10 protein-coding genes are annotated in these 14,707 nt (G+C 37.2%); 8 read left to right on the plus strand and 2 right to left on the minus strand.

Going from position 1 to position 14,707, the window contains the following annotated elements:
- The first annotated feature begins 422 nt into the window (after positions 1–422).
- The 8 genes from atpB (at position 423) to F6K40_RS19645 (ending at position 7,860) form a co-directional block, all read left to right on the plus strand.
- Positions 423–1,169 (plus strand): F0F1 ATP synthase subunit A, encoded by a 747-nt coding sequence (atpB, locus tag F6K40_RS19610; RefSeq protein WP_293138785.1) that lies wholly within the window; start codon positions 423–425, stop codon positions 1,167–1,169.
- Between the two features lie 358 nt (positions 1,170–1,527).
- Positions 1,528–1,776, plus strand: coding sequence for an ATP synthase F0 subunit C (gene atpE / locus F6K40_RS19615; RefSeq protein WP_293114338.1), 249 nt, complete (start codon positions 1,528–1,530; stop codon positions 1,774–1,776).
- Between the two features lie 110 nt (positions 1,777–1,886).
- Positions 1,887–2,372 carry a F0F1 ATP synthase subunit B' gene (locus F6K40_RS19620; RefSeq protein ID WP_293138786.1) on the plus strand — a complete coding sequence of 162 codons (486 nt, stop codon included), beginning with the start codon at positions 1,887–1,889 and terminating at the stop codon, positions 2,370–2,372.
- Positions 2,373–2,882: 510 nt separating this feature from the next.
- A complete protein-coding gene (locus F6K40_RS19625) occupies positions 2,883–3,416 on the plus strand; it encodes a F0F1 ATP synthase subunit B (RefSeq protein WP_293138787.1) in 534 nt (177 codons plus the stop codon).
- On the plus strand, positions 3,413–3,961 hold the full coding sequence (gene atpH, locus F6K40_RS19630; RefSeq protein WP_293138788.1) for an ATP synthase F1 subunit delta: 549 nt from the start codon (positions 3,413–3,415) through the stop codon (positions 3,959–3,961). Before F6K40_RS19625 ends, atpH begins: the two co-directional genes overlap by 4 nt.
- Before the next feature lie 221 nt (positions 3,962–4,182).
- Positions 4,183–5,700 (plus strand): F0F1 ATP synthase subunit alpha, encoded by a 1,518-nt coding sequence (atpA, locus tag F6K40_RS19635; RefSeq protein WP_293138789.1) that lies wholly within the window; start codon positions 4,183–4,185, stop codon positions 5,698–5,700.
- Between the two features lie 599 nt (positions 5,701–6,299).
- Positions 6,300–7,244: a F0F1 ATP synthase subunit gamma gene (locus F6K40_RS19640; RefSeq protein WP_293138790.1), complete on the plus strand. Its 945-nt coding sequence runs from the start codon at positions 6,300–6,302 to the stop codon at positions 7,242–7,244.
- Positions 7,245–7,509: 265 nt separating this feature from the next.
- Entirely contained in the window at positions 7,510–7,860 is a 351-nt protein-coding gene (locus tag F6K40_RS19645) for a transposase (protein WP_293138791.1), read from the plus strand.
- A gap of 566 nt (positions 7,861–8,426) precedes the next feature.
- Here F6K40_RS19645 and F6K40_RS19650 read toward each other — a convergent pair.
- Positions 8,427–10,061: an aminotransferase class I/II-fold pyridoxal phosphate-dependent enzyme gene (locus tag F6K40_RS19650; protein ID WP_293138792.1), complete on the minus strand. Its 1,635-nt coding sequence runs from the start codon at positions 10,059–10,061 to the stop codon at positions 8,427–8,429.
- A gap of 1,569 nt (positions 10,062–11,630) precedes the next feature.
- Complete coding sequence (locus tag F6K40_RS19655; protein WP_293138793.1) at positions 11,631–13,475, minus strand: fatty acyl-AMP ligase; 1,845 nt, start codon at positions 13,473–13,475, stop codon at positions 11,631–11,633.
- Positions 13,476–14,707 lie beyond the last annotated feature (1,232 nt).

Genomic DNA, 14,707 nt, shown 5'->3' on the forward strand with positions numbered 1-14,707 from the left:
CAAGCGCCATACCAAGTAGGGGCGAATGCCATTCGGGCGAATGGCATTCGCCCCCTGCAGATAGTGTGTTGTCTAAGAATTTGCGTAAGTCCTGGGTATATTAAAAAGCGTTCAGCATTCAGCACTCAGCACTCAGCAAGATTCTAAAGTTTTAGAAGGTGATTTAAACCCCTCCTAAAAAACTCTACTTATAAAAACAGAAGTAGGGAATTTTAACCCTGTAGGGGCGAATGGCCATTCGCCCTATAGCTAGCTGTCAATGAAAACGTAAAGGGAAGCCTTCTGGCAACCTATTAGAGGCGTCTTTGACTTCGCCTAGAACTCCGATTTGTCGGAAGTTCTGAAATCCCTACGGGGAATCTCCGTCACTTTAGCGCGGAGAGTAGTCAACTTGACATAAATCGGGAAGCCTGAGAACCAAAATGCTAGATGTTTTAAACACTATTAACTTTTTACCTCTGGCTGAACTAGAAGTTGGCCAGCATTTTTACTGGGAGCTAGGTAGTCTCAAAATACATGGGCAAATTTTACTCACATCCTGGTTTGTGATTGCCCTGCTACTTTTAGCTGCTTTAGTAGCCTCAATCAATGTGCAGCGAATTCCTAGTGGAATGCAAAATTTCATGGAGTATGTCCTGGAATTTATCCGCAGTCTAACTAAAGACCAGATTGGTGAAAAAGATTATCGCCCTTGGGTACCATTTGTTGGTACGTTGTTCTTGTTTATATTTGTGTCAAATTGGTCGGGAGCATTGGTCCCTTGGAAAGTAATAGAATTACCTTCAGGAGAACTAGCTGCCCCTACAAGTGACATTAATACAACAGTGGCATTGGCACTACTGACTTCCATAGCATATTTTTATGCAGGTATCAGTAAAAAAGGCTTAGGATATTTTGCAGGTTATGCCGAGCCAGTACCTTTTATGGTCCCATTTAAGATCATAGAAGATTTTACCAAGCCTCTATCCCTAAGTTTCCGTTTATTTGGTAATATTCTCGCTGATGAATTGGTAGTAGGAGTTCTAGTTCTGTTAGTACCTCTGTTTATCCCCCTACCACTGATGGTTTTGGGTTTATTCTTAAGTGCTATTCAGGCACTAATTTTTGCTACCCTAGCTGCTAACTACATCGGAGAAGCGTTAGAAGAACACGGCGAACATCACGACTAAGAGAATGAAGTAGGCAGTAAAAAAAAACTTGCTAAAAAAAACTCAAAATCTGATATTCTCATGTGTTAGTGGGATGAAAAGTTACTTGATTCACATCTTATTAAATAAAGATAGTAGAGTAAAAAGTCCCCACAAAAAGAAGAATCCAGGGTATTAGAACTCCTGGAGATGTCACAAGTAAAATTCAAAGTTGATGAGTGATGTGAGATAAGAGCAAGAAATTTGAACTGGTTCAGTTTCAGAGTCCACTTCAATCATCACATCAATTCATCTATGTAGTTGATTGCACTACAGTGTAATCAATATATTTCTAATCGTCAAGTTTGTACTTTAGATTAAACAAGGAAAGAGAATTATTATGGATCCATTGATTGCTGCTGCTTCCGTTGTTGCTGCTGCTTTAGCTGTAGGTTTAGGTGCTATTGGTCCTGGAATTGGTCAAGGAAATGCAGCAGGTCAAGCTGTAGAAGGTATTGCTCGTCAACCAGAAGCAGAAGGAAAAATTCGAGGCACATTACTGTTGAGCTTGGCATTTATGGAAGCTTTAACAATTTACGGTCTAGTTGTATCACTGGTGTTGTTATTTGCTAACCCCTTTGCAGGATAAATAAAAACCCTAATCTATAGAAAGTATGGATTTTAGATTTTTGATTTTGGAGGTCGAAAATCTAAAATCTTTAACTCAAAAACTATGGGAACCACCAAAAATTACAGAAAATGATAAATTGCACAATTTTACTAGCTGTTGAAGAGGTAGCAAAAGAGGGTGGTTTGTTTGACATCAATGCAACTCTACCCTTAATGGCAATTCAATTTCTACTTCTGGCTTTTGTCTTGGACAAAATTTTTTATAAGCCTCTGGGTAAAGCTATAGATTCTCGTGCAGATTATATTCGCGACAATCAATTAAAAGCAGAAGAACGTTTGGCAAAAGCTAAACAATTAGCCGAACAATACGAGCAAGACTTAGCAGAAACCCGTAAAAAATCTCAGGCTGTTATTGCTGAAGCTCAAGCAGAAGCTCAGACAATAGCAGCAGCAAAAATTGCTGAAGCTCAACAAGAAGCCCAAGCCAAAAGAGAACAAGCAGCTCAAGAAATAGAACAGCAAAAGCAAGAAGCTTTGCAACAGTTAGAAGCACAGGTAGATTCTCTGAGTCGCCAAATTCTAGAAAAACTATTAGGACCAGAATTGGTTAGATAGGGAAATTCAGAATTTAGAATTTAGAATTTAGAATTTAGAATTCAGAATTCAGAATTCAGAATTGAGAATTATTCAGAATTGAGAATTATTCAGAATTGAGAATTATTCAGAATTGAGAATTCAGAATTGAACAATAATGTTCTAACCTTATTGAGAATTCAGAATTGAACAATAATGTTCTAATCTTTGCTTCGACTCCATTCAGAATTCAGAATTCAGAATTGAGAATTATTCAGAATTGAGAATTCAGAATTGAACAATAATGTTCTAACCTTTGCTTCGATTCCTATCACTAAGCTCAAGATAGAACAAGATAATTAAAGGCTTTTTATTAATTGATAATGAATAATGGATAATTACCTCTGGTTAAAACTGTAACGGAATTGGATATAGAGAAATCTGCTAGCACTTTTTTTCTCCTTAACTGGAGTTGCTTTAAACCAGATTGATTAATTATCAATTATCAATTATCAATTATCCATTGGTAACGGCTGACTATCACAGAATATCATGATCAATGTTTTATGGCTAGCGACAGAAGCTAGCGCCGAAGAAGGTTTTGGTCTAAACCTAGATGTTTTAGACACTAACCTGATTAATTTGGGAATTCTAATTGTAGTTCTGCTCTATTTTGCGCCAGGCTTTCTCGGGAAAATCCTGAAAGAAAGACGCGCTACTATTGAACAGGCAATCAAAGAAGCAGAAGAACGTCAACAAAAAGCAGCAGCAGCATTAGCAGAGCAAGAAAAAAATTTGACTCAAGCTCAAGCAGAAGCACAAAAAATTCTAGCTACTGCTGAAACAAGGGCACAGGAAGTCAAACAAAGAATTGAACTTCAGGCAGAACAAGATGTGGAGCGAATGAAAGCTACTGCTAACCAAGAAATGGATACTGAAAGAGATAAAGCAATTGCTCAACTGCGCTCAATTGTCGCATCTAAAGCATTGGCACAAGTAGAATCTCGACTCAAAGAAACTTTGGATGAAAATGCCCAGAGACAATTGGTAGATCGTAGCATAGGGGTATTAGGAGGTCAATTATGAGTATAATTGCTGGTGAAATTGTAGAACCCTACGCAGCAGCTCTGATGTCTTTGGCTAAATCAAAAGAGTTGACTGAGAGATTTGCTGAAGATGTGCGTGGGCTAATTAATATTATGGATGAATCCCCAGAATTCAAGCAATTGATGGGAAATCCAGTTATTAAGCCAGAGGACAAAAAAGAAGTGGTAAAACGCATGGTGGGAGAGCAAGTCGATCCTTTTATGCGTAATTTTTTAATGCTGCTAATTGATAGAGGTCGAATTATTTTTCTAGAACAGATTGGAAAACAATACTTAGCACTATTGCGGGAACTGAATAAAACTGTTTTAGCAGAAGTGACCTCGACAGTAGAATTAAATGAAGACCAAAAAAATACAATCCGCGAACGAGTCAAATCAATGACTGGTGCAAGGGAAGTAGAAATCGAAACTACAATCGACTCAAGTTTATTGGGTGGTGTCATTATCAAAATAGGTTCTCAGATAATTGACTCTAGTCTCCAAGGACAACTGCGCCGAATTGGCAATAGCCTCAAAGCAGTATAAGAGAATTTAGAATTCAGAATTTAGAGTTCAGAAATTCAATTCTGGCTGTGAGTAGATCTGAATTTAGAATTCTGAATTGAAAATTGAGAATTGAGAATTCAGAAATTCAATTCTGGCTGTGAGTAGATCTGAGAGGAGCGAGAATTTCCTAATCGCCCTGAAAATTACTATGGCGCTGCTCGCTCAATTTTTGTAAAACAACTTGACAACAGAAAAAGAAAATGGTAGCAATCAGACCTGACGAAATTAGCAAAATTATTCGCGACCAGATAGAAGGGTACAACCAAGATGTAAAAGTATCTAATGTTGGTACTGTTCTCCAAGTGGGTGACGGTATTGCCCGTATTTATGGGCTAGACAAAGTAATGGCTGGAGAACTGGTAGAGTTCGCAGATGGTACTATTGGTATTGCCCAAAACCTAGAAGAGGACAACGTAGGTGCGGTATTAATGGGTGAAGGTAGAGAAATTCAAGAAGGCTCTGCTGTAACCGCTACAGGTAGAATTGCCCAGGTACCAGTGGGAGATGCCTTGATTGGACGGGTGGTTGATGGCTTAGGTCGTCCAATTGACGGTAAAGGAGATATTCAAACTACCGACAGTCGCTTGTTGGAATCACCAGCTCCAGGAATTATCGATCGCCGTTCTGTTTATGAACCTATGCAAACAGGTATTACGGCGATCGACTCGATGATTCCTATTGGTAGAGGTCAACGGGAATTAATTATCGGTGACAGACAAACAGGTAAAACAGCGATCGCCATCGATACTATCATTAACCAAAAAGGCGAAGATGTTGTCTGTGTATATGTAGCTATTGGTCAAAAAGCTTCTACAGTTGCTCAGGTAGTGGGTACTCTGGAAGAAAAAGGCGCACTGGATTATACAGTTATAGTAGCAGCTAATGCTAGTGACCCTGCAACTTTGCAATACTTAGCTCCTTACACTGGTGCGACTATTGCTGAATACTTCATGTACAAAGGGAAAGCTACTCTGGTAATCTACGATGACCTTTCCAAGCAAGCTCAAGCTTATCGTCAGGTATCCTTACTATTACGTCGTCCACCAGGTAGGGAAGCATATCCAGGAGACGTATTTTATCTCCACTCCCGTCTCTTAGAAAGAGCTGCTAAACTCAATGACAAACTTGGTGGAGGTAGCATGACTGCTCTACCAATTATTGAAACTCAAGCAGGTGACGTTTCCGCTTATATTCCTACTAATGTAATTTCTATTACTGACGGTCAGATATTCTTATCTAGTGACTTATTCAACGCAGGTTTCCGTCCTGCGGTGAACGCTGGTATTTCTGTATCCAGGGTGGGTTCTGCTGCTCAAACTAAAGCCATCAAAAAAGTTGCTGGTAAAATTAAGTTAGAGTTAGCTCAGTTTGCTGAATTAGAAGCATTTTCTCAGTTTGCTTCTGACTTGGATAAAGCGACTCAAAACCAACTAGCACGAGGTCAACGTTTACGGGAGATTTTGAAGCAACCTCAAAACTCACCTCGATCCCTTCCTGAACAGGTACTAGCAATTTATGCTGGTATTAATGGTTACTTAGATGATATTCCTCTGGAGAAAGTGGCTAAGTTTGTTGCTGGTTTACTAGATTACTTTAACAATAGTAAGCCTAAGTTCGGTGAAATCATCAAGAGTGAAAAGGTACTTACCGATGAAGCACAAACTATTTTAAAAGAGGGTATTACTGAGTATAAGCAGACATTCTTGGTATCAGCTTAGTAAATTTTTTGCTGCCTAGGTTATAGATAGTTAGTGGTTAGTTGTTAATGGTAAAAAAACAATTAGCCACTGATTATTTATAAATAGGTTTACCAAAAAAATACTTGAAAGTAACTCTCTTATTCTAAATTGGATTGTTATCAACACAGGAGGAGGACATCACTTCTGTTAAAACTGCGGTCAGGGTCTCCCAGACTGAAGAATCCCGGGATCTCCATCCCCCCTAACCCCCCTTTGGAAGGGGGGAGAGGAGCGTCGGGAGTATGTCAATCGCTGCTTAGGTCTTAAAAAATAACATTGAGGCTTTTTTTTCTTACTTCTTACTTCTTACTTAAGGCTAGCTGATTAATTTTCAAAGCCTTTACAAGTAAATATTTTAGCCTTTTTGGGGCGAAAAAAGTGCCAGCTTTTAGGTCTAAAAGGTTCAAAAAAGTTAGGATTTTGACCAGATCAGGATAGAGAAATTAAATTAAGGGGGAATTCTGACAACTACATTCTCTATGATTCCCATTTATTCTGACTCCTGACTCCTGACTCCTGACTCCTACCCCTACCATAAGACTTTTTCAGCAAACCCTACTTATTTCTACACAAAAACAATGCCTAATTTAAAAGCTATTCGCGATCGCATCAAGTCGATCAAAAACACGAAAAAAATTACAGAAGCAATGCGTCTAGTGGCAGCAGCTAAAGTGCGTCGTGCCCAAGAACAAGTAACTGCGACAAGACCTTTCGCCGATCGCCTTGCTCAAGTTTTATATGGGTTAGCTGAACGTTTACAATTTGAAAGTGTAGACTTACCCCTACTCAAACAAAGAGAAGTCAAAACAGTTGCGTTATTAGTAATTTCTGGAAATCGTGGTCTTTGTGGTAGTTACAATACTAATGTTATTAAACGTGCAGAAACTAGAGCGCGTGAACTGACAGCACAAGGAATTAATTGCCAATATGTGTTAATTGGACGCAAAGCTATTCAATATTTTCAACGTAGAGAAGCTCCAATTTTACAGACTTATGATAACCCTGAAAAAATTCCTACTGCGGATAATGCTTCAGTAGTTGCTGATGAACTGCTAGCAGGTTTTCTGGCAGGTTCAATAGATAGGGTAGAGTTAGTTTTTACTAAGTTTATTTCACTAATTAGCTCTAAACCTGTAATTCAAACTCTCTTGCCTCTCGATCCTCAAGGTTTAGAAGTTCAGGATGATGAAATCTTCCGTTTAACTTCTAAAGATGGTGAGTTTGAAGTATCACGAGAAACTGTCTCTGCACCTGTGAAAAGTTTACCCCGCGACATGATTTTTGAGCAAGATCCAACTCAAATTTTGGATGCTCTGTTGCCGTTATTTTTGACTAACCAGTTATTGAGAGCGTGGCAAGAATCATCTGCTAGTGAGTTAGCATCTCGGATGACTGCAATGAGTAATGCTAGTGATAATGCTAGTGAATTAGCTGGTACATTAACTCTTTCTTATAATAAAGCTCGACAAGCTGCTATTACTCAAGAATTGCTTGAGGTTGTGGGTGGTGCTAACGCTCTGTAGTCATTCAGTTATTAGTTAGCAGTTATCAGAGGAATATTCTTGTTTATACAAAACAGGCGATTAGCAAACCTCAATTAGTCAAAAATAAGAAGATTTTACTATCAAAAAATAGCTCACTTTTTGATAGTAAAATAAATTATGATTCTCTGCAACAAGTGAGAATTAAACAATAAGCTTAATTACTATGTGATAGAAGTGGTTTACGAATCCATTGAAGTTAAATTAGATTTGTATAAATATCATGTAGCTTAATCGAGATTTGGGAGTGAATAATTTGGCTACTGTAACATCAAATAAGAAAGGTTTTCAACCATTTATTATTAACGGCAGACCAGTCAAATCAATTAATCAATTCTATAATTATAAGAAGGGTAAACTACAGTCAGAATTAAAGAAGACTAAAAGTAGTAATCGAATCAAAAGATTATCGACAAAAAGAAATTTAAAGATTGATGATTATCTGCATAAAACTAGCAGGTATATTATTAATCATCTGATAGGCTCGGAGATAGGAATTTTAGTAATAGGAAATAATCCAAGGCAGGAAACAAGGCATAAATCTTGGCCAAAAAAACAATCAAAGGTTTGTTTGCCCAAATTCCTTTTTTTAAGTTAATTGAACAACTAAAATACAAAGCGAAATTAGTAGGAATAAAAGTAATAATTAAATGAAATATAACATCGAAAGCTAGTTTTTTAGACTGGGACGACTTACCAGTTTACCAAAAAGGTGTCAAACACAAATTTAGTGGTAAACGAGTGAAAAGAGTACTCTATAAAGCTTCAAATGGAGTCAAATACAATTAGTCATGTCAATGGAAGTTTAAACACCGATACGAAAAGTAGTCCCAAACGCTTTTAGCAATGGGATAGAGAAGCCAGTGCGTTGGGCGGGTTTCCCGAAAGTCAAGCAACTGGCGTGGTGTTGTAGTGCCTCCTGCGGAGGAGCTACGCTAACACCCCATTAAGGTAACACTTAATTAAAACACTTGTCTAGGAATATTTTTCTATAGATTTAGTAACTATAACGTTTAGCATGTGGAGGTCTAACCGTTGACCCTGGCTTTCCCATCCCTGAGATCCCCCCCCCTATGCACGGGGGGTTAGGGGGGATGGAGAGCGCGGGACTTCCCGCCAGGGAAGTTAAACTCAAAAAGCTGATAGCTGAAAGCTAATAGCTAATTAAACACCCATTAAACTAAGCTCTTCAGCAAGAGCATCTATAGTGAAGCGAATTTGCTCCTCTGTATGATTACAAGTGATAAAAAAGCGTAGTCGAGCTGCATTTTGTGGTACAGATGGGTAAAACATAAACGGAACATTAATCCCTCGCTTAAATAAATTTTGGGATAATATTACCGACTTAATAGATTCACCTACAATAATGGGTATAACTGGAGAATCTTTACTCATTCCAGTATTTAATCCTCGATCGCGAGCGCACTGCAAAAATAGTCGAGACATTTCTTGTAGTCTTGCTACTCTTTCCGGTTCTTTCTTTAACAACCGAATAGCAGCTAATACTGACGCTGTATCTGGTGGGGAAATACCTACACTATAAACAAATCCTGGAGAAGTATATTTAAGATATTCTACTAATGCTTTACTACCAGCAATATAACCACCGCAACTAGCAAAAGATTTACTCAGAGTACCCATCCATATATCAACATTATTAGGATTAATCCCAAAATACTCACTAATACCACGACCATTTTTGCCAATAGTACCAATGGAGTGAGCTTCATCTACCATTAGAAAAGCTTTGTAATGTTTTTTAATCTCAATAAATTTTGGTAAGTCTGGAATATCACCATCTGTACTATACACACCTTCTATAGCAATAAGTACCCGCTTATAACGATGACGGCGATCGCGCAGTAATCTCTCTAAAGCTTCCCAGTCATTGTGAGGAAAAGCAATAATAGTTGCTCCTGATAATAAACAACCTTGGAAAATACTATTGTGACTTAAAGAGTCATGGAGAATTAAATCATTTTGTCCGAACAAATGACTAATAGTAGTTACATTAGTAGCGTGACCTCCAACATAAAGAATACTATCTTCTACACCAATAAAATCAGCAATTTCTCTTTCTAATTCCTGATGTAATGGCTTTTCTCCTGATAATAACCTACTAGCAGAAACGGAAGTACCATAATGATTAATTGCTTCCTTCGCAGCATTAGATACAAAAGGATCGCCACACATACCCAAATAATTATAGGTGGCATAATTAATCAGTTCCCTACCACCAATAACTGTAGTATTATTATTAATCTGTTCTTGAGGTATAAAGAAAGGATTACCAAGACCAGTAGAATTAATATCTGCTAATTTTTTTTGCAGTTGTAAATATTCTGGATAGAGGTCAAAGTTATAATATTCTAGAGGAATTTCTTCAGTTTCCGTAGTTGGATTAGAAGTTGAGACCTCAACCTCATCTTCTAATTTTTTGTGAATATTTGGCCTGGTATCCTCGGAGGTATCCTCCACCAAATATTCAGCTAAGGACTCAATAGTGGGATAATCCAACAAAAGGGTAGGAGGCAATCGCCGACCCAGAAGATTTTCTAATTCTCCAGAGAGGTTGACCACTTCAATTGAGTTAAGACCATAATCAGTAAAATCCCGCTCAATATCTATTTCATTAGTATCAACTTCTAGCCGTTCAGCTAATTGGGACACCAACCACGACTTAATATTGTCTCTGACTGGAGATAATTCTGGGACTTGCAAGGCAGGGTCTTGATCGTTTTTCACTAAAGACAGATGTTGGCTGTCTTGCTCATTCATAAGCTGGTTCAACAGTTTCATTGTTCACTCCTGCACCACATTAAAATTATTTATCACTCAGTTTTTTCTAGTAGCTTAATAGGCAATGGCACATAATTAGGGTCAAAAAGTCCCTCTAGAAAATCAGAAATCAAATTTCTGAGTTATGGAGAGCAACTTTTGAGTTGTAACAATTACCTGAAATAGCTAACTATTTCAACTGATTGACCACCCCAAAAAAAAGACTGGGGAAGGCATGATGGTTATTGTGCCATGATCTTATACGAAGTAGGAAGGGAGAAGGGAGAAGGGAGAAGGGAGAAGGGAGAAGGGAGAAGGGAGAAGGGAGAAGTTATCAGATTGTTCTGGAGTTACAAATGCTTTGTAGTTCTCGTATCTGGCTACTTCGATTCCTAAAATTTTTAACCGAGCGTAGGGTGCAGGGCGGGAGCGTAGGCCATATCTAGATAACAATTATTGGATATTAATTGTTCATTTTACGGTTCTGTTGTCACGAAACATATTACATAGTGGGCAAAAAAAAACTTCCTCTGATATTGAGGAAGCTTTCAGCATTAATTACCCGACAGAAATTTTTAAGCTGTCAAACTTGATTTAAGAAATGGTAAATTGTTTTTGGTCAACTATTACTCTTCCAGCTAAGATTTTAATCTCTCTCCTCCTCATCGTTTTTCTTACCTTTCAATTAGTTCCCGATAGGACTATTAACTGATTTATAAGGTATAAGAGTTGGTTTACAAAAAACAAGAGTGCTGTAGCAAAGGTCACAATGGTCAAAAAATTGTTCATAAAATAACTCCACAAATTTTTGCAATTCTTTCACAGCAAACAATGTGGGTTTCTACGCCAAGAGTTAATTAATAATTGACAAAAGCAGTTGACACTCATCTACAGAATTGCTATGATGAGAGTAATTTATAGCTATGTCTAAAAAGTCATAACTTTGTTCGTTTGGCTTTATAAGGAGACATGGCGGAAAAACCAACAAATAAGCCGTAAAAGGTAATTGAATAAGGTACAAAAGCACTGGGTCTGGTAAACTATGGTGCTTTTGTTTCCTCTTAAATAGTATTAGATACCTAAACCCTACTCTAACAAACTTTTAGTTAAATGTCAACCTCCTTTTTGTAAAATTTTAATTGCAGATTACAATCTGTTATTAGAAACTATTATACTCTGTATTTCTATTATATTTATCCTGTACTACATAACCACATTCCATATCCTATAATTAAAAACTTGACTTTTTATTCATGTAATCAACCAAAAGCTATTCTTAGTTCCCCTCATCAGAAGCATCACAGTATAAGGTCAGTGCTCGATAGATGGGTTACTTCCGGATTATGTTACGGTATTTAGTAAAGTCTGGTTCGGTTAACCTTAACTTCTATTTTCAGGTGTATAAAAAATAGTATTAATCATATATAGCTAAGTCATTTGTTAGCTCTGAACAGTCAAGGATGCCTAGCCAGAGAAGACATCCATCCCATCAAAAATTGTTACTTGGTAAAGCCAGCAAAACTTTTCCTCTGCATTTCAATTTTAATGCTTTAAACGTATCTGAGAGACACTGTTTTTCTTGCTTCTTCCTTATTCAAATATCTGTAAAGTTCCGGCTAAAAAGCCTTCGCGACAAGCATAACGTTGAACTTTTCCACTAGAAGTTTTGGGAATAGCTCCTGGTTTAAGCAACAATATTTGATAAATTTGTAAATCGTGATTTCTTGAGACAGACCGTTGGATAGATTTAATTAATTCCTGAGAATTATCAAAATTTTCCCTATTAGACTTACCATTACGCTGACTAAACAAACCAACCGCTACCGAACTAACAGATTCATCAGTGTAATTTGAATTTTGAGTTTTGAGTTTTGAATTTTGAATTCCACGAAGCAGTTGACGAAAATTACGTTCTACCTCAGCTACTACTACTAAACGTTCTTCTCCTTCTACCTCTACAGAAAAGCTAGCAATACAACCTGGTCTAATTAGTGGATGACTTTGTTCGACTGTCCATTCAATATCTTGAGGGTAATGATTCCGACCATTAATAATAATTACATCCTTGAGACGACCAGTCACAAATAATTCCCCACCCTCCAGAAACCCTAAATCTCCAGTTCTCATAAATGGCTCTTTTCGGGGTGCTTCAGCTAAATAAGCCTCAAAAGTCTGCTTCGTTTCCTCTGGTTTGTGCCAATAACCCTGAGCAATACTTGGTCCTGATACCCAAATTTCTCCTACCTCTCCCTCCGCACAAAGAGTTAATTTTTCTGGATGAACAATTTTAATCTGTTGCTCTGGTAAAGTTTGACCACAACCTACTAATTTTTTTGTTCCTTCTTTTGGAGAAACTAAGACGATCTGGTTTTGTTCTAATGCGGTTGTCTCAATAGTAGTTTCTACTGGTGGAGAAAGTTTATTACCCCCAGAAATAATTAGGGTTGCCTCTGCCATCCCATAGCAAGGATAAAAAGCTTCCCGGCGAAAACCACAGACAGAAAAGGTATTAGTAAACCGTTCTAAAACTTCGGCACTAATGGGTTCTGCACCATTAAAAGCTACTTCCCAACTACTTAGATCTAAGGTTTGTATCTGTTCCGGTTTAATTTTACGAACACATAAATCATAAGCAAAGTTTGGCCCGCCACTGGTAGTGCCTTGGTATCGAGAAATAGCTTGTAACCAGCGCACCGGACTTTGGAGGAACATTAGGGGAGACATAAGGATGACAGGGAAGCCTCCATACAAGGGTTGCAATATTCCACCGATTAAACCCATGTCGTGATAGGGAGGTAGCCAGATTACTCCTTTACTTTGGGGAGAATGTCCAAAACATTGATGAATCAGACCGGAATTATGCACAAGGTTTTGATGAGTAATCATTACGCCTTTTGGTGTGGCTGTGGAACCGGAAGTATATTGGAGAAAGGCGAGGGTGTCCTGATTAATATTGGGTTCTTGCCATTTCTCGGCAACATTGTCGGGAATATGGTCAGTGGCTAACCAACCTAAATTATCTAATTCTGGGGTTTCTGAGACACGACGTTCTAGGCTGGAGATGATAGATTTAGTTGTTAGAGCTATTTTGGCCTTACTATCTCTAATAATTGCTTGGATACGTTCCAGGGAACGATTTGGTCTGGGGGGGTAGGCGGGAACTGCGATAATTCCGGCATAGAGACATCCAAAGAAGGCCGTAATATATTCTAGTCCCGGTTGATATAGGAGTAGGGCAACTTCTCCTGGTGGACATACTGATTGGAGGTAGGCAGCGATCGCTCGTGAACGTTTTTCTAGTTGTTGATAGGTAAGGCTAATTTTGTCTGTTTCTCCATCTATTAAGAAGCTATAACCTATTTGTTGGGGGTTTTGGATAGCTCTGTTTTGTAATAAATCTACTAATGTTTTAAATTTTTTATCTAAACTATTCATTTTATTTTGGATATATAGCAATTCTAAATAGGTTGTAACATTTTATCGTAGAGGTTTGGTCTCTAAACCCAAGGGGGAAAATGAGATGAAAAGAGCAAACCCCTACAGTTTTTTTTCACGCATCATTTCTTATAGCTATAAAAAAGCAACAAGAATAAGAAATACACGAGATAAATTTTAACCCAGATGTAAGAATTAAGTAGTTAAGTTTAATTAGGGTTTGCTGAAAAAGTGTGTTGGTGAAGGCAGGGAATTGGGAATTAGGAATAGGCAATAGTTACAGGCGTTAATTTTTCTACATTTTTCCAATTTTTGCTCCGAAAAATCCCAAGTTTTCAAGATTAATTTAGTAATTTTTTGACACTTTTTTTGACCAGAAAAAGCCTTGAAGTTTAAGTTATCAATGCTTCCCAATTTAATCAGAAATCCCTAATTAAATGTGAAATAGATTATTTTTCAGAATTCAGCTATTAGCTAGAGAGGGAGACTTCATTAATTGATAATTTATAATTTATAATTGATAATTACCTCTGGTTAAAACCGTTCTTGATTGAATATCAGGAAATATCCTACCACTTTTTTTATCCTTAAAAGGATAGGCTTTATACCTTGATTTTCGGGTGAAAGCAATTGATAAATTCCGAGAGAATTAAAATTTACTGCCAAATTATGCTCCTTGAAATTTAGAAAAATTATTGATTATTTGCGCTCTATTTTACTGCTAATCTCTGAATAATTACGATTATTTTTTGGGTGCATCTCAATTTTAATAAATCAAAAAAATATCGCTTTTAAGCAAAAATTAACTGGAAATAGGGAGTAGAAAAAAGTATTTTTGCAAATATTGAGATGCACCAGATTTTTGATTGTTATGATTGAAATTTGGTCTTGTTAAACCTTTTTTTTGAGTGATTTATAGAGAGTACATTTAGCCAGATAATACTAGGAAAATTAATCTTCAAAAAACCGAGAATTTTTTGAGAGTGAAATATATGGAAATCTGAAATAGGTTGTCACATTTTATTGTAGGATTTTGTCTCTAAACTAATCACCAAAATGGGATTGGAAAACTCAACTTCTACAGCTTTTTTCAGAAATTATTTGATAATAAAATAGTCTTCTCTTTTCAAAGGTAAAAAGTCAAGATAGAATTCTTGATGATTAACTGTTGAAAAATCATCAATGACTGAAAATATTTTATATCTCTTATGCTCTGCACCAGATTTTTGATT

This window comes from Okeania sp. SIO3I5, assembly GCF_010672085.1.
GTDB lineage: Bacteria > Cyanobacteriota > Cyanobacteriia > Cyanobacteriales > Microcoleaceae > Trichodesmium.